Annotated in this window: 17 protein-coding genes; all 17 read left to right on the top strand. The window is 34.7% G+C overall.

Annotated elements, in window-relative coordinates:
- Positions 1–1,399, top strand: a 1,399-nt coding sequence (locus AC5LWL_RS23215; protein WP_493436502.1) for an ATP-binding protein, incomplete at its 5' end; no start/stop codon positions are given.
- Between the two features lie 84 nt (positions 1,400–1,483).
- Positions 1,484–3,328, top strand: a complete 1,845-nt coding sequence (locus AC5LWL_RS23210; protein ID WP_493436501.1) for a TnsD family transposase — start codon at positions 1,484–1,486, stop codon at positions 3,326–3,328.
- 6 nt (positions 3,329–3,334) lie between these two features.
- Positions 3,335–4,867, top strand: coding sequence for a Tn7-like element transposition protein TnsE (locus AC5LWL_RS23205; RefSeq protein ID WP_493436500.1), 1,533 nt, complete (start codon positions 3,335–3,337; stop codon positions 4,865–4,867).
- Positions 4,868–5,431: 564 nt separating this feature from the next.
- Positions 5,432–6,616 carry a hypothetical protein gene (locus tag AC5LWL_RS23200; protein ID WP_493436499.1) on the top strand — a complete coding sequence of 395 codons (1,185 nt, stop codon included), beginning with the start codon at positions 5,432–5,434 and terminating at the stop codon, positions 6,614–6,616.
- A complete protein-coding gene (locus AC5LWL_RS23195; protein ID WP_493436498.1) occupies positions 6,582–7,223 on the top strand; it encodes a hypothetical protein in 642 nt (213 codons plus the stop codon). The genes AC5LWL_RS23200 and AC5LWL_RS23195 overlap by 35 nt, the downstream gene beginning before the upstream one ends.
- A 15-nt stretch (positions 7,224–7,238) precedes the next feature.
- The gene (locus tag AC5LWL_RS23190; RefSeq protein ID WP_493436497.1) at positions 7,239–7,709 is read left to right on the top strand and encodes an SLATT domain-containing protein; all 471 of its coding nucleotides are present in this window, start codon (positions 7,239–7,241) and stop codon (positions 7,707–7,709) included.
- A gap of 615 nt (positions 7,710–8,324) precedes the next feature.
- Positions 8,325–8,747, top strand: coding sequence for a MarR family winged helix-turn-helix transcriptional regulator (locus AC5LWL_RS23185; RefSeq protein ID WP_493436496.1), 423 nt, complete (start codon positions 8,325–8,327; stop codon positions 8,745–8,747).
- Between the two features lie 65 nt (positions 8,748–8,812).
- Positions 8,813–9,211, top strand: a complete 399-nt coding sequence (locus AC5LWL_RS23180) for a DoxX family protein (RefSeq protein ID WP_493436495.1) — start codon at positions 8,813–8,815, stop codon at positions 9,209–9,211.
- A 55-nt stretch (positions 9,212–9,266) separates the two neighbouring features.
- Positions 9,267–9,692, top strand: a complete 426-nt coding sequence (locus AC5LWL_RS23175) for a DoxX family protein (RefSeq protein WP_493436494.1) — start codon at positions 9,267–9,269, stop codon at positions 9,690–9,692.
- Positions 9,693–9,893: 201 nt separating this feature from the next.
- Positions 9,894–10,292 carry a DoxX family protein gene (locus AC5LWL_RS23170; RefSeq protein ID WP_493436493.1) on the top strand — a complete coding sequence of 133 codons (399 nt, stop codon included), beginning with the start codon at positions 9,894–9,896 and terminating at the stop codon, positions 10,290–10,292.
- 67 nt (positions 10,293–10,359) lie between these two features.
- On the top strand, positions 10,360–11,337 hold the full coding sequence (locus AC5LWL_RS23165) for a ring-cleaving dioxygenase (protein ID WP_493436492.1): 978 nt from the start codon (positions 10,360–10,362) through the stop codon (positions 11,335–11,337).
- A gap of 168 nt (positions 11,338–11,505) precedes the next feature.
- The gene (locus tag AC5LWL_RS23160; protein ID WP_493436491.1) at positions 11,506–12,603 is read left to right on the top strand and encodes an NAD(P)-dependent alcohol dehydrogenase; all 1,098 of its coding nucleotides are present in this window, start codon (positions 11,506–11,508) and stop codon (positions 12,601–12,603) included.
- 66 nt (positions 12,604–12,669) lie between these two features.
- Positions 12,670–13,083, top strand: coding sequence for a nuclear transport factor 2 family protein (locus AC5LWL_RS23155; RefSeq protein ID WP_493436490.1), 414 nt, complete (start codon positions 12,670–12,672; stop codon positions 13,081–13,083).
- Positions 13,084–13,145: 62 nt separating this feature from the next.
- Entirely contained in the window at positions 13,146–13,811 is a 666-nt protein-coding gene (gene wrbA, locus AC5LWL_RS23150; RefSeq protein ID WP_493436489.1) for an NAD(P)H:quinone oxidoreductase, read from the top strand.
- Positions 13,812–13,895: 84 nt separating this feature from the next.
- The gene (locus tag AC5LWL_RS23145) at positions 13,896–14,318 is read left to right on the top strand and encodes a MarR family winged helix-turn-helix transcriptional regulator (RefSeq protein WP_493436488.1); all 423 of its coding nucleotides are present in this window, start codon (positions 13,896–13,898) and stop codon (positions 14,316–14,318) included.
- Between the two features lie 85 nt (positions 14,319–14,403).
- On the top strand, positions 14,404–15,360 hold the full coding sequence (opuFA, locus tag AC5LWL_RS23140; protein ID WP_493436487.1) for an osmoprotectant update ABC transporter ATP-binding subunit OpuFA: 957 nt from the start codon (positions 14,404–14,406) through the stop codon (positions 15,358–15,360).
- A complete protein-coding gene (opuFB, locus tag AC5LWL_RS23135) occupies positions 15,353–16,879 on the top strand; it encodes an osmoprotectant update ABC transporter permease/substrate-binding subunit OpuFB (protein WP_493436486.1) in 1,527 nt (508 codons plus the stop codon). The genes opuFA and opuFB overlap by 8 nt, the downstream gene beginning before the upstream one ends.
- Positions 16,880–16,888: the final 9 nt, after the last annotated feature.

The raw sequence follows: 16,888 nt of genomic DNA, 5'->3' as shown, positions 1-16,888 counted from the left end.
TCGAAGAGGTTACTTAGCTCGAAATCCTTTAGATAAAACATTTTTAGAACGTATTCGAGTATTACACCAGTTAAGAGAGGATGAGGAAGAAGCTCATAAATACATTGATGAGCGCCTGAATTATATTCGTTCTACAGCAGATAGTTTATCCATTATCGGTATCTCTGGTATCGGTAAAACAACTGCGATTGAACGCTTGTTGCTAATGTATCCACAAGTCATTAAACACGAGTCGTATGTAGGACAGCCTTTTAACCGTACACAAATTGTTTGGCTGAAAATTGATTGCCCTTATGATGGTAGTTTATCGACACTTTGTAAAAGCTTTTTTAAAGCAATTGATAATCTACTTGGTACAAGGTATTTAGAGAAGTACGGCTATTTAAATCGTGTTACATCAACAATGCTTTTGCATATGACTTCATTAGCTAGTATGTATGGTATTGGTGTGTTAGTCATCGATGAGATCCAACACCTTCTACATTCTAAAAATGATCAAGAGGAGATGTTGAATTTCTTCGTTACGTTATCAAATACGGTTGGAATTCCTACAGTATTGATTGGTACTTCAAAGGCACAGCAACTATTTAAAGGAAACTTCCGACAAGCTCGTCGTGCAGCGAGTGATGGAGCAATCATTTGGGATCGTATGACTGAGGACAGTGAGGAATGGGAGTTCTTTTTAGAAACATTATGGGAGTTACAATGTCTTAAAACAAGATCGGATCTTACAGAATTAGTGAAAAAAACCTTCTACGAAGAATGTCAGGGTATAACTTCGGTTGCTGTGAACCTGTTTATTTTAGCTCAAGAACGAGCTTTATTTGATGAATCAAATGAGGAAGAAAGTATTACTCCACGTGTTCTGAAGAAGACAGCACAAGAGGATATGAGAATTATCCAACCAATGCTCCATGCAATTCGTAAAAATGATTTAAAAGCAATGTATAAATACGAGGATATTATGATTAATCTAGACGATCTAATGATTAACCATAAGCAAAATTCAGAGTATGAAGGCAAAATTAAAGAGGCGATGAAAGAACGACAAAATACTTTGGGATATAAGCGACAGGATACGATAGAAAGTTTAACGGTGGAGGTAGCGTCGCTCGGTATTTTTGATAATCTGGAATTGAGTGATATTAAGCGAATTGTAATTAAAATTGTTGAAAATAACCCGGTTGATACAGATTTAAATGTATTAAAAACAGATTCAATTCAACAAGCTATTACATTAAATCAAAATAAGAAAATGAATAAAGAACCTAGGATGAAAAAGGGAGAATTATTGCCATTGATAACATTGAGATCAACTGCAATTAAAAATAAGAAACATACATATGAGTTATTGAAGGAAAATGGATATATCAAGAATCCGTTACAAGCTTTCTATTAAAGTAAAATATAAGTCATGAGGAGTCTAAAAACCTAGTTTAATCGACATGATAGAAATAAGTCGGTTATAACTAGGAGGATTTTGGTGTTACCGTTCTTTATGAATCCATATCCAGATGAATTAATATATTCAGCGATTGCTCGCTATCATTTTTACAGTGGTAATATTGATTTTAGGGACACGCTGAAAGAAATATTCCAAAGCTATTCTGTGATTCCAAGTGTAGAGATAGGAAGTCATTTTTCTATACTAGAAGAACAACTAGGCTCCAACTATTCTGTTGAAGGCTTATTAGCAAAGCATACTATTTATCCATACTATGCTCCGTTTCTTTCTAAGCTACGCCAGAAAGAGCTTCAACAAAAAAATGTGCAAAGAGACGGAAAAGGACTTTATACAAGGCTTGGAATGGTTGCAGGAGGTATTTGTAAAAAGGACGGACTTTATTATTGTCCAGAATGTGCAACTAATGATCTTGCTCAATATGGAGAACCGTATATCCATCGGGAACACCAACTACAAGGGATTATTTATTGTGCTCATCATGAGATAAAATTACGAAAGTACCCTATCGATTTTTCAAAAGCAAGTCGTATTGAGTTTATTCGATTTGATAATAGATTAATGAATTTTTCGGTGTTTCATGAGGTTATACCTACAGATTTTAAAGCCATTCAAATTGCTTTAGCCAAGACAGCTTATAAAATGCTGCAAATTCCAATTAATCAGTTTTCCAGAGAATTAATTAATCTTAAATATCGTTCTCTTTTACGAGAGAGAAATTTAATAACAACTTCTAATCGAATCCGGCAAAATGAGCTATACAAAGCATTTCAATTAAAATTCCCAAAAGGATTCTTAGTTAAGTATGAATCAGAAATCGATGTTGATGTTGAGTATAATTGGCTGAAGGTCATTACACGCAATCTAAAACGTCATGTACATCCTTTTCGTCATTTGCTTATGCTTTATTTCTTAGAACAGGATGTCGATTCCTTTTTGCAAGTTGAAGCTGACAAAGGCCCTTTCGGTAGTGGACCATGGCCATGTTTAAATAAAGCAGCTAATCATTATAAGGAATTTTTAATTCCAGAAGTTAAAATTACAAGAGACTTTAAGTCAAAAGCACCAATTGGTACGTTTAAATGCTCTTGCGGTTTTACTTACTCTAGAAAAGGCCCTGATAGATTACCAGAAGATAAATATCGTATTGGACGTATAAAAGTGCTTGGAGATGTCTGGAAGGTTAAATTATATGAATTGGAATCCAAAGGGACTTACAGTACAAGAACATTAGCTAAAATGCTTGGTGTAGATTCAAAAACGGTTAAAAAATATCTTTCTTCTGAGAAAAAAATAGAAGGAATATCAGGAAACGATAGTTCTTCAAAGTTGCTGATTTATAGAAAACAATTATTAAAAGGGATTCGGCAATACCCAAGTTATTCAAGAACACAAATCCGTAAGTGTTTCCCAAAAGAATATATGTACTTGTATCGTCACGATAAAGAATGGCTACTTGAACAGTTACCAATAATTCAGGTTAAGAAGAATAACCTAGCAATTATCGATTGGGCCACAAGGGATCGACAATACTGCTCTGAAGTAGAGAAGCTTTGCAAGGAGTTAATAGACCTAGATAAACCTGTTCGAATTACAATTTCGAAAATTGGAAAACGACTTGGGATATTATCAAACTTGGAGAAACATCTTGATAAGCTCCCCCAGACTAAAAAACTTCTATCTAAAAATTCTGAGACTACTCAGCAATTCCAAATCAGGCGTTGTTGTAAAATTATTGATCGAATATTACAGAGGCAAGAACCAGTTGTATTATGGAAAGTACAGCGTATTGGGGCTGTTAAGTCACAGCATTTTCACGAAATAAAACCTTATTTAGAAGAATATTTACGTACAAACAGGAAGTGATAAGTTATGAATAAACAACAGGTTAAAATTGCTTGGCCATATGCTAAAGGTGAAAAGGCACAGCTAATATGGATTGGTGAACCATTCCGATATGAAAATAAAATGATGATTAAAGCCTATTTTCGCTCACAAGGACGTACAGAAAGTATATTAATGGATTGGGGTACATTGCCATGCCTAGCAATCCAACATTTTTATGCTGATGGCATTATGACAGCCAGTAAAGCCCCGGAAGGTGTACAAGAGATAGATCTGACTATTTATCCTAATAAAGTTAAATATCATGAACGCCCTTGGTCAATTCAAGGAAATAGCGATCCAGCGACTTCACGTAGTTTTGTGTTTTCTTCTAATGGGAAGAATGTTAGTTTACCAGTTATTGAAGTATTGCGTAGCATATTAGCACCAAATGGTTTTCTTCTATATCGCTTGTTCGAATCAAATTCATTTCCTCAGTTTTTCACAGAAACATACGAAACTAACAAAATTCATCTACGCTTTTCATCGCAATATGAATTGAAATACACAAAGCCAACCTTCATTTATCAATTGGTGTGGTTGCTAACAAACCGTGATATACGACGGATATATGAAAATATAGCATTTACTTGGCTACAGGAAAGGACTTTGAAGTTCGAATGGAGCTTTACACAACCGATTACATTGACAGCTCGGGTAAAGGAGAAGAATAACACGTGTACAGTATTACAAATTATTAATGTGAAAAATAAAGATATTCCATACGAACATATTTCGATTTCACATCCAGAAATACACGATCAAGAGAAATCCAATGAGGCAAAGAAATACACTTATCGTTCTATAAATAAACAGGGTGATGACGAGGGCTTTATATTAGATGAACAATTAGATGGTTCTACAGAAAACTTTGATCTCGTGCAAATGAATCAGTTAAAACATGAATATACATTAGTTCCTAGGATTGAACGTATTAAAGGTAGTTCTTCCAAGCAAAGAAAGATGGAAGATGAAAACACAAAGAAATACTACATTGATCATGATTCTATTCGATCTACCGCGGATAGTGGTGGTCAACAACTTGTACGAGGATTAGAGCATCAGATGCTACATGAAATTCAGGCACAAGGAGAGCTGCAAGATTTTATTAATGTTCTAAAAGTACTTGAACAATATCCCCTAATAGAAACAATACATGTAATTATGGATGTGTTGCCTGATGGTCAAGGTGAACGTAGTTTTACAAAATTGAGTGATCATGTCACAAAGAGACGTTATGTAATTGCTCAAATATATTTGGGGAATGGAAAACAATTCAACATTATAGAAATTGAACGGGAAAGTCGTTCCCTGTCAATGTTAATTATATCATCATCTATAACTCGTGAATGGAGACCTATTTTAAATCGATTGCTCATAAATCTTGTGAATGATAGTGGGACTTGGACGAGTAAGTCTTTGAGAAACATTGAAAGTCAAGGTATTACAGTGGTGAAAGCTAAACACAGTTATAAAGGGGTTCAGCATAGGTCTCAATTATTATTGAGTAAATTAGTGTGAGAAAGTTATATCCCTAATATTTTTCTTATGAATAAAACTTGTTGATAGCATTATCTTATTAAATTTTCTATTTAGGTGTCTTAATTAAACTAAATGTGTGTTCCTTAAATAAGAGAAAAGCATCACTTACTATGCATAGTGGAGTTTAGTTGAAGATGGTACTGAAAGGTAAAACACTCTCTTTCAAGAGTTCTATCTACTGGTATTAGTTTAAATAAATCCTATTTTTCTTATCTAAGTCTACAAAGAAGGGCAACAGTAATATAAATATTCCACAAAACCATTATGCTGTCATAAAGCGAAAGGTTTCCGCTTTAAGATATTGGTTTCCTATTGCAGTAAAGACAATACTTTCCTTCAATTTGGTTCATTAACGCCCAAATATCTTTTGACTGTACCCATTTACTTGCTATTATATATTTTTCAAAAAAAAACTATTATGTAAAAAAATGTAGTATTTGTTCATAAGACGGATTAAAAATTCCATTTTTTTGTTGCTATTTCAACTATTTTGTAACATTATGATAGTTATATGAACTGTTTAGTATTATGGGGGAGATCTAATTGTTTACAGTAGAAACATTGAAAAATATTTTTATTGGTGATTTAGCAGATTTTTTTAAGGAGAAAGAAGTTAAAGGAAGGTCCGTAAGGACACAAGCTGATCCTTTAGGAGATAGATATGAAAAGTTCTTAACAGTTATAACAGAAGAAATAAGTAGTCCTAATGGTGCATTTATAGAACAAGAAATTAGCGATTTTTTATTTGAAAAACTATTTTATGATAATAATAATTATGAATTTATACTTAAATTAAGCAACTGTTTTGCTACAAATATGACTAAACAATCAGACGCACAAAAATACTTACAATCTAATTCATCTTTAAAGTTTAACGAGACTTTAACCACAGTGATAAATTTTTCTAGCAAGTATGAATTATGCACTACAAGATTGGAATGTAAATCTGATAAAGTAATTGCAATTCACTTGTTAGTGAGGTTAGGAACCGTAAAAGAGAATCTGGGGGATATAAACTTCTTCACGGGAATAACTATTGATCTAGAGAATAACTTAGTAGTTATAAGAATGCCATTCCGACAGCTTGAATTATTTGAAAAAGAACCTCTAGTATTACTGAAGGAAATAAAAGATATGTTATCTGGATATGGGGCAGCTGGAAATGACTTTAAACCAATAAAGTTAAAAGTTAGTTCTTTAGATGAAGATACTGCCAGTAGGGTCATATTTAAGTTGTATCAGGAATTAAGTTCAGAAGCAGAGGCATTGTTAAATTCTAGAATATTAGAAGGAACTGAAGAGAAAATTAAAAAATTCTTAAATACAATGGGAATAAGTGTAGTAAAAGATGAGTATTTAGAGCAAATTAAAGCTGTGATTTATCAAGATATAGCTAAGTCTATCAATCCTTCCCTTTTTAAAAAAGGATGGATATTTAGATTTGACTTCCGGGAAGGCGATCATACGAGAGCTACCTCAAAACATGAAGAAAGAGGTCCAATATATAGTTCCAAAACTTACTGGCAGCTAAAAGAATTAATTTATGGCGAAGAAACTATGCATGAAGCTGGTTTTCATTGGAAAATACCAGGAACTACTGAGTTTGTAGATGTGAAAATAATTGCAAGAAATGATACAATAATCGTACATTATTATTATAAAATGCGTAATGCTCGAAAGGAGAAGGATGAGTTTGTTATACGAAAGATTGCGGAGCACATATCGTGAAACAACAATGCATAACTTCTTCCCAGCGTATTTATTAGATAATTTTTACAAATACGTTTCTCAACAAAATCATCGTAATAGGAAATATCTAAGCCCTTACAAGTTTGCAAATGAGAATAGTATACCAGTAAATGACTCAATAAAGTTTTTCTTATTTTTGACAGGAGAAGATAAACCTTTAGATATTGTTTATTTTTTTGAGTGTTCTAGTATGTTATGTGGGCATAGAAACTTCTTCACCAAAGACGAGTTTGTAGATTTAAATAATATCAGCTCTAGTAGCTTTATCTGCGAAGAATGTGAGAAACCTTATGAGTATCATGATATAAAGTCTTTTATAAAAGTTTATTTTATTGTAAATAATAATTATCCTGAACAAAGTTACGATCCAAATTCAACATATAGTACATTGGAGGAGATGATGCCTTATTTAAAGGAAATGTCCCCTTCATCAATGACCGGAAATAATACAAACAAAGATGAAGGGGACGATATTGCTGTAGGTTTAGATGTATTATCTGAATTAAATAAAACTTCTACTGGAACTATTATTTCACAGTCTTTTGAAGAAACGATGTTTTATATTAACGGCTTTATAAAAAAATAATGGTGGAAATAAAAAATGAATTCAGAAGAAGTAAAACTAAAATTACAAGAGCTTTATAAAATTATCCAAATTGATATGATTGCCTCTTCAAGTACAGGTAATAATCTCAGAAATAAGGCAAGATATACAAAAATAACAACAATAGCTCTGTCAGCACTCATAACTATCGTACTTGGATTAACGTTTCTAAATGAATTAGGTAAATGGATTGCCATTATTTTTAGTGGAATATTAACGGCAGTAAATAGCTGGGATGCATATACTGGTTACGATAAGAGAGTACAACAGGAAATATTTTCAACAAATTCATTGAAAAATTTATATAAGGATATACATTTATATTTAACTGGGAATGACTCACCCGCAGAAAGTTATTATATTGAGTTTAAAAGACGATATGACGAGATACAAGAACAATACATAACAGAAAGAAAGAATTCAACCGACGAATCAAAAAACACAGATGACTCAGCTAACGGAAATTAAGAATTTTTGATAGTTTGTTAGATTATTAGATTATAATACTGGTAAAATACCTTTACCTCTACTTAGCATTTGATTATTATAAAAATACAAGTAAAAATAAAAATGGGGAGTCTCCAAGAATTCTATAGAATTGTACTTTGTACAACCTGTAGTCTTTTCGAGGGCTTTTTTTATTAAATAAGGAGGGGGTTTCATGAACAGTTTAGCTGCAAAGAATAAGGTAGGACTTAGGAGGATTCCCTTTTATTTAAGGATTATATACTTATATGTATGTATTTAGTTATTCCTGAGTCTGTCTAAGCAGCATGGAAAAAAGCAGGTATTACAAGCCAATGATTTTTTTGGTAATCATTTTATAAGGGGTTAGACGTTTTCTTTATTATCATATTTAAGGTTAAAAAGGATTAACGCTTGTGTTGGTTTTTTTATAAGGTAATTGCTTATGTAACTATAGGGGCAGTTTAGATCAATAAGGAAATGCAAAATTTGAATCAAAAATAAATAATAAATAAAGAGGTTATTGACAAGAAAAATTATAAGTATTATTATTATCTCATATTCGAGATAATGCAAATCGAGATAATATAATTTGAGATTTTTGAGGAGGTGAACTTAATGGAGGGGAAATGCAATAATTTGCCTTTTCTGATATTAATGCAAACATCTAAAGCCATTCACGATCGAATAAAGGAAGAAATGACAAAAAACAAGCTTGGTATCACGGAATTTTCTGTTTTAGAGGTACTTTATCAAAAAGGGAAACAAACAATTCAACAAATTGGAAATTGCATATTGGTCTCAAGTGGTTCGATGACCTATGTTATAGATAAGCTAGAACAAAGAGGTTTATTATGCAGAAATGCCTGTCCAGATGACCGCCGGGTGGTACATGTGACATTAACGGATGATGGAAATGAATTGATGAATGATATCATGCCGAAATATCATGAGTTTGTTAATCAAATGTTTGAAACATTAGATTCTGATGAGGCAGAGACACTGGTGCAGCTTTTGAAAAAAGTAAGGAATAAAGTTTAAACTTTGAATTTTTTTTAATAAAATATCTCGAAATCGAGATAAACAACATTTAGGAGGATTTTAAGATGATAAATATTGGTTTATTAATCATTCGTTTGGTAGTTGGTTTGCTTTTCGTGGGTCACGGATCTCAAAAATTATTTGGTTGGTTCGGTGGTTATGGATTGAAAGGAACCGGTGGATGGTTTGAATCTATTGGCATGAAACCAGGGGTAACCATGGCTCTTTTCGCAGGATTAGCAGAACTTATTGGAGGACTATTATTTGCTTTAGGACTCTTGACACCACTAGCAGGAATCTTAATTGCTGGAACAATGTTAATGGCGATCATTAAGGTTCATGCGCCGAATGGATTATGGTCAACAGCTAACGGATATGAATACAACTTAACTTTGCTTGCAGTAGCTATTGGTATAGCTATGATCGGTCCTGGTAAATATGCTTTAGATGCATTTTTATTCTAAAATATCTCGAATCTAGGGATATCAAATAAATAATTAAATTTTGGAGGAACAGAAAATGTTGTTAAAGAACGAAATCGGAGCACTCATTTTACGAATAACATTAGGGGCATTATTTCTAATTCACGGAATTGTAAAGTTTCAAGGTGGAATTGAAAATATTGTCGGTTGGTTTGAAAGTATTGGATTACCAGGATTTATGGCATATGGAGTTGCATTGATTGAAATCATTGGCGGTGTAGCATTAATCATTGGATTGGCAACTAGACCCGTATCTGCTTTGTTTGCATTACTAATGATTGGTGCAACACTAAAAGTTAAACTTTCTGTTGGTTTATTGGGAAATGGTCAAATGGCTGGATATGAGTTAGATTTGGCATTCTTAGCAATAACAGTTTATCTTGCAATCAATGGAAGTAAGTTATTTTCAGTTAGGCAATTGATTTTACAAATAGATTCTAAAGAGTTAAAAAGGGCTGCTTAACACGTTAGATTAACCTGATGGAGATAATGATGAACGATATCATGCTGAAAAATCATGAGTTTGTTGGATTGATTCATTAAAATATAATGAGGCAGAGACATTGGTACAGCTTTTAAAAAAAGAAAAAAATAAAGTTTAAATGTACATTTTTTTTAAAAAATATCTCGAAATCGAGATAAAAATTTCTAGGAGGATTTTAAGATGATAAATATTGGTTTATTAATTATTCGGTTGGTAGTTGGTTTACTTTTTGTAGGTCACGGTGCACAAAAATTATTTGGTTGGTTCGGAGGTTATGGTTTAAAAGGTACAGGAGGCTGGTTTGAATCCATTGGGATGAAACCAGGAGTAACGATGGCTCTTTTCGCAGGGTTAGCAGAACTTATAGGGGGACTTTTGTTTGCTTTAGGACTCTTAACACCACTAGCAGGAATTTTGATTGCAGGGACTATGTTAATGGCGATCATTAAGGTTCATGCACAGAATGGATTATGGTCAACAGCTAATGGATATGAATACAACTTAACTTTGCTTTCAGTAGCTATTGGTATTGCTTTAATTGGTCCTGGTCAATATGCTTTAGATGCATTTTTATTCTAATAAATATGGTCTTTTACGAGAGCTTTTAACCGTTAAGACCCTAAAATAAATCTTGGAGGGATATATAATGAACTATCTAAAAGGAATACACCATGTAACAGCTATTACAAGTAGTGCAGAAAAGAACTATGAATTTTTTACCTATGTTTTAGGTATGCGTTTAGTAAAAAAAACGGTAAATCAAGATGATATTCAAACCTATCATTTATTCTTTGCAGATGATAAGGGCAGCGCAGGCACAGATATGACCTTTTTCGACTTCCCCGGCATTCCGAAAGGCGTACATGGTACTAACGAGATTTCAAAGACTTCTTTCCGTGTACCCAGTGATCAAGCATTAAACTATTGGGTAAAACGTTTTGATCGTTTAGAAGTCAAACATACCGGAATTAAAGAGCAATTTGGCAAGAAAAGCCTCTCTTTCAATGATTTTGACGATCAGCAATATCAATTGATTTCAGATGAATTCAATAAAGGGGTGGAATCTGGCGCACCATGGCAAAAAGGTCCAATTCCGCTGGAATATGCAATTACTGGTTTAGGACCTATTTTTATCCGTATTGCGAACTTTGGTTACTTTAAAGAAATGATGGAAAAAGTCCTATTATTTAAAGAGACAGATAAAGAAGGTGCATTCCATTTATTTGAAGTGGGGGAAGGCGGGAATGGTGCCTCAGTCATTGTAGAATATAATGCCGTTCTTCCTGAATCTCAACAAGGTTTTGGGACTGTTCACCATGCAGCATTCCGTGTAGAGGATCGCTCTGTTTTAGAAGAATGGATTGAACGGATGAGTAGTTTTGGATTCCATACATCCGGTTATGTAAATCGTCACTTTTTTGAGTCATTATACGCAAGAGTGGCACCGCAAATTTTATTTGAGTTCGCTACAGATGGTCCTGGTTTTATGGGAGACGAACCATATGAAACACTGGGGGAAAAATTATCTTTACCTCCATTCTTAGAGCCTAAACGTGCAGAAATAGAAAAATTAGTTCGCCCAATTGATACAGTGAGAAGTACAAAAGAATTCATCAAAGAATAACAGGGGAAAAATTAAACGTAACAGATATTTACGAACTTTTTGGTAACATTCTTTATCAAATAGAACCAATACGAGTTATCTATTCTGTGGTTTACAGATAACAATGAATAATTCGATATGAAGATTTTCAAAATAAGATTGTTTCAAACATATCTAGGAGGAAATTTAATGAAAATTACTGCAGCCGTAACTCACGAGAAAGATACAGAATTTCAAATTGAAAATGTTGAGCTAGACGATCAGCCTAAAGTTGGTGAGGTACTCGTTCAGCTAGTAGCAACTGGAATTTGCCATACAGATATTTCTGCGTCTAAACAAAATTTAGGAAACCCTCTTCCAGCGGTATTGGGTCATGAAGGTGCTGGAATCATCAAACAAGTAGGTGAAGGCGTAAAAAATGTTCAGGTAGGCGATCATGTGGTCATGTCTTATTCTTCCTGCGGTCGCTGTGAAAATTGTCTTACCGGACATTTATATGCATGTGAAAGAATGGCTGAATTGAATTTCGAGGGTGCAATGGAGGATGGAACATATCGTCTTCATCAAAACGGACAGCATCTTGCCCATTTCTTTGGTCAATCATCCTTTGGTACTTATGCTATTGTGAACGAACGAAATCTGGTGAAGGTTGACAAAGATGTAGATTTACGTTTGCTTGCCCCTCTTGGATGCGGCATTCAGACTGGTGCAGGAGCGGTACTTAATACCTTTCAGGTACCTGCAGGTTCAAGTATCGTTATTTTTGGAAGTGGAACAGTTGGTATGAGCGCGTTGATGGCAGCGAAGGTTGCGGGTTGCACCACACGAATCATTGTTGATATACACAATAATCGCCTAGAATTGGGTAAAGAATTAGGTGCCACCCATGTGATCAATTCCAAGGAAGTAAACGCCATTGAAGAAATAAAAAACATTACAAAAACAGGTGTTGATTTTGCCATCGAAACAACTGGCGTACCAGCGGTTCTCCGTCAGGCTGTTGAATCCGTTACCTTTATGGGAAAAGTGGGAATTATCGGAGCACCTAAGGCTAATACCGATGTGCACCTTGATGTTAACGACATGATTATGTCCGCCAAATCGGTTTCTGGCATCTTGCAAGGAAGCAGTATACCACAAGTGTTCATTCCTAAATTAATCGAACTGTATAAACAAGGGCAATTTCCTTTTGATAAACTTTTCAATTTTTACTCATTTAATGAGATTAATCAAGCGGTATCCGATTCAGGTAGCGGAAAAACACTTAAGCCGATTTTGACATTTTAAGAACTATTTTGCATAAAACTTTGAAAACTAGATATTTTAATTCAATATATAGGGAGAAAATTAACAATGACAAATACACAACAAACAATGACAGATGAACAACGAAAGTCAATTGCGCTTGAATACTTTAAACTAATGGATCAGGGCAATCCTGCCTTTATTGAATTATTTGCCGAGGATGCCCAGTTTTATTTCCCGAAGATGGGAATGGCAACTGGAATGGAGGAAATTAAAAAACTTCTTTTTGAGAGTGGTAGTGGTCCAAAACTTAAATCCATCACCCACGACTATGCTTATTTTAACTATATATTTCAAGGAGACACGGTTGTCGTAGAGGGTACAAGTTCAGGTGTTACTGCCAATGGAAAAGAGTGGCGCGCCGGAGTCACCCATGCAGGACGCTTTTGTAATGTATTTGAAATAAGGGATTTCAAGATAAATCGACTTTTCATTTATCTAGACCCAGACTATGAAAATTAATACTTAAATCCATGTGATAAATAAAAAATTTAAAATAAGGAAATAATAGAGAAGGTGTAAATATGGGTTTTTTATCCAGGTTATTTGGAACTTCATCAGAAAAGGAGATTGAAACAATGTCAAATGTAAAATTAGCAGTCATCTATTACAGCATGGGTGGAACTAACTATCAATTATCAAAATGGGCAGAAGAAGGTGCAAAAGAAGCAGGTGCGGAAGTAAAAGTTTTAAAAGTACCTGAATTAGCTCCACAATCAGCAATTGAAGGAAATCCAGTCTGGAAATCTCATGTTGAAGCAACAAAAGATGTTCCAGAGGTAAAATTAGATGATCTTGAATGGGCAGATGCGATTATTTTCAGCGTTCCAACCCGATTTGGTAATATGCCAGCACAAATGAAGCAATTTTTAGATACTACAGGTGGTCTTTGGTTTAACGGAAAACTTGCTAATAAGGTAGTAAGTGCGATGACTTCAGCTCAAAACCCTCACGGTGGTCAAGAACAAACAATTTTATCACTATATACATCAATGTATCACTGGGGTGCAATTGTTGCTGCTCCTGGTTATACTGATCCGGTTACATTTGGAGCGGGTGGAAATCCATATGGAACAAGTGTTACTGTAGGTCAGGATGGAAAAATGATTGAAGACGTTCAAGCAGCTGTAAAACATCAAGCCAAACGGACTGTTACAGTTGCGGAGTGGGTAAAAAAAGCGAATCAATAATAAATAAATGAGTCAATAGGACATTTTTCTATTGACTCATTTATTCACTTGAAAATACATAGACATCTATGTATAATAGAAAACATGATAAAATATGACGCAGCATCAAAAGTTGGTAAGATTAGAGACGCAGTAAACAATTTGATTTTGTCGGAGCTTAACAAACACGGAGTAGATGGTATCGCCCCATCTCATGGGGATATTTTAGTGCGCCTTTACGGAAAAAATGGCTTATCCGTGAAGGAACTGGCTGAAAAAATTCATCGCACTCAACCGACAGTAACAGTTTTAATTGATAAGTTACAGAAACTAGGGTTTGTAGAGAGAAATAAGAGTAAGGAGGACAGTAGAATTACTTTAATCAATCTTACGGAAAAGGGAACCCAGTTGGAACCGATATTTCGTGAAATCTCGGAAAAACTAAACACTGTTATTTACGGGGGGTTAACGCACACCGAAAAAGAACAGTTGGAACATTTGTTAGAAAAAATCTTAGAAAGATTTTAATTTATTTTGATAAATAGATAGATGTCTATATAATTGAGATTTATCGATTAGAAAGTGGGAAAAGAAAAATGAAAGGAGAGGTAAAATGATTCGATTTGAACAAGTATCGAAACAATTCCCTAGTGGAACCTTTGCCGTAAAGTCATTAGATTTTGAAATAAAGAAAGGCGAATTTTTAGTATTAATCGGACCTAGTGGGTCTGGTAAGACAACCACATTAAAAATGATTAATCGCCTCATCGAATTATCAAAAGGTTGGGTTTGGATTAATGGGAAGAAAATAAGCGACTATGATATCAATGAACTTCGTTGGAATATTGGGTATGTTCTTCAGCAAATTGCGCTTTTCCCACATATGACAATTGCTGAAAACATTGCAGTTGTACCAGAATTAAAAAGTTGGAGCAAAGAAAAGGTTGCAGCTCGTGTGGATGAATTGCTTAAAATGGTAGGTCTTGATCCAAAAGAATATCGAAATCGAAAACCTAGTGAACTTTCGGGCGGACAACAGCAACGAGTAGGTGTAATAAGAGCTTTAGCTGCGGACCCTGAAATCATCTTGATGGACGAACCCTTTAGCGCGCTTGATCCATTTAGCCGGGAAAAATTGCAAGACGATATGCTTAAAATTCAACGGAAACTGAAAAAAACCATAGTTTTTGTTACTCATGATATGCAAGAAGCTCTGAAGCTCGGAGATCGTATTTGTCTGATGAAAGATGGAGAGATTGTTCAAGTTGGGAGCCCGCACGAACTCTTAACCTATCCTGCCAATGATTTTGTACGTGAATTTGTTGGCAACCGGAAATTATCTATTCATTTGGAGGAACTTATCACACCCATTACAGATGAACATGTATTATTGTCCGACACAAAAACCATTTCCTTTTCAACTCCAGTAGATGAGGTATTAGAACAACTAGCATTGTTCGAACACATTACTGTTGAAGAAAATGGAGAAGCAATCGGGAATATCAGCCGACAAAATGCAATGAAGGTGATGTCACGATATTTGAGAGAGGGGGGGCAAATTCATGAATAATTTGATAAGTGTTATGACAGATCGGAAATCTCAGCTTTTGAACGCTCTTTTGCAACATATCGAAATATCGTTAATCGCGCTTTTTTTCTCATTGATTATTGCGATACCACTAGGTATTTATTTGACACGAAAACAAAGAATTGCGGAATATATCATCGGCATTACAGGAGTGCTACAAACCATTCCTTCTTTAGCTTTATTAGGTCTTTTGATTCCGCTTTTCGGAATAGGAACCGTCCCTGCTGTGATTGCGTTAATCGCTTATGCATTGCTTCCCCTGTTACGCAATACCTATACCGGAATTAAAGAGGTAGAGCCCTCCTTACTAGAAGCAGCAAGCGCCATGGGAATGAACAGAAGAAAAAGACTATTAAAAGTTGAGCTTCCTTTAGCCATGCCTGTCATCATGGCAGGTATCCGAACAGCTACAATTTTTATTATTGGAACTGCCACAATTGCTTCACTAATCGGAGCAGGTGGATTAGGGGACATTATTTTACTTGGAATATCCCGAAATGATTATTCACTTATTGTTCTAGGAGCTGTGCCAACCGCACTTTTAGCAATTATTTTTGATCTACTACTCCGAAGACTAGAAACGATTTCCTTTAGAAAAATAATGGTCACCTCTGGTGCTTTTGCGCTTGTTATCGTTCTAATCGTGGGCTCTATGGTTAGTCCGGCACTTTTTCCAAAAGAGAAAAAGACGATTACAATCGCTGGCAAGTTCGGTCCGGAGCCGGAAATTTTGGACAATATGTATAAATTACTGATCGAAGAAAATACAGATTTGAAAGTGAAGTTGAGAACAGGGTTAGGTGATACGACTTTTGTTTTTAATGCCTTAAAGTCAAAGGATGTTGATATTTATCCTGAATTTTCTGGAACAGCGATTGTCAATTTCCTTAAAGAGAACCCTGTAAGTACAAATAGTAGAGAAGTGTATGCACAAGCAAAAGAAGGCATGGCAAAAAAATATAACATGGTATTGCTATCTCCAATGAAATTTAACGACACCTATGCTATAGCAGTCCCAGAAGATTTTGCAAAAAAATATAACCTGAAAAAGATTTCCGACCTCGTAAAAGTAGAGCAGTATGTAACAGCTGGTTTTGATCCTGAGTTTGCCGATATACAAGATGGATATCCAGGCTTGGCAAAGACATATGGATTGAATTTTAAAATTGTTACAATGGACCCGTCTGTAAGGTATCATGCCATTCAAACAGGTAAAGTAAATCTGATGAATGCCTATTCAACGGATGGTGAACTGCAAAAATATCACTTGGTTGTTCTTGAAGATGATAAACATTTCTTCCCGCCATATCAAGGATCTCCTTTATTACGGCAAGAAACCATCGATAAATACCCAGAGATTGTACCAGCATTGAACAAACTTGCCGGAAAGATTACCGACAGCCAGATGCAAAAAATGAACTATGAAGTTGGTGTAAAAGGAAAGAAAGCTGAAGATGTAGCAAAAAACTTCTTAATAAAGGAAGGTCTTATTAATAAGTAACGATAAGGA

It is taken from the genome of Niallia sp. WK069_GA_01 (assembly GCF_983173855.1).
This window is presented reverse-complemented; position numbering and strand designations above follow the sequence as displayed.

Excerpts from the sequence above, each read along its gene's own strand:
- AC5LWL_RS23205 (WP_493436500.1), top strand. The coding sequence starts at position 3,335 with ATGAATAAACAACAGGTTAAAATTGCTTGGCCATATGCTAAAGGTGAA.
- wrbA (WP_493436489.1), top strand. The coding sequence starts at position 13,146 with ATGGGTTTTTTATCCAGGTTATTTGGAACTTCATCAGAAAAGGAGATT.
- opuFB (WP_493436486.1), top strand. The coding sequence starts at position 15,353 with ATGAATAATTTGATAAGTGTTATGACAGATCGGAAATCTCAGCTTTTG.
- AC5LWL_RS23190 (WP_493436497.1), top strand. The coding sequence starts at position 7,239 with ATGAATTCAGAAGAAGTAAAACTAAAATTACAAGAGCTTTATAAAATT.
- AC5LWL_RS23145 (WP_493436488.1), top strand. The coding sequence starts at position 13,896 with ATGATAAAATATGACGCAGCATCAAAAGTTGGTAAGATTAGAGACGCA.
- opuFA (WP_493436487.1), top strand. The coding sequence starts at position 14,404 with ATGATTCGATTTGAACAAGTATCGAAACAATTCCCTAGTGGAACCTTT.
- AC5LWL_RS23185 (WP_493436496.1), top strand. The coding sequence starts at position 8,325 with ATGGAGGGGAAATGCAATAATTTGCCTTTTCTGATATTAATGCAAACA.
- AC5LWL_RS23170 (WP_493436493.1), top strand. The coding sequence starts at position 9,894 with ATGATAAATATTGGTTTATTAATTATTCGGTTGGTAGTTGGTTTACTT.
- AC5LWL_RS23155 (WP_493436490.1), top strand. The coding sequence starts at position 12,670 with ATGACAAATACACAACAAACAATGACAGATGAACAACGAAAGTCAATT.
- AC5LWL_RS23175 (WP_493436494.1), top strand. The coding sequence starts at position 9,267 with ATGTTGTTAAAGAACGAAATCGGAGCACTCATTTTACGAATAACATTA.
- AC5LWL_RS23160 (WP_493436491.1), top strand. The coding sequence starts at position 11,506 with ATGAAAATTACTGCAGCCGTAACTCACGAGAAAGATACAGAATTTCAA.
- AC5LWL_RS23180 (WP_493436495.1), top strand. The coding sequence starts at position 8,813 with ATGATAAATATTGGTTTATTAATCATTCGTTTGGTAGTTGGTTTGCTT.
- AC5LWL_RS23165 (WP_493436492.1), top strand. The coding sequence starts at position 10,360 with ATGAACTATCTAAAAGGAATACACCATGTAACAGCTATTACAAGTAGT.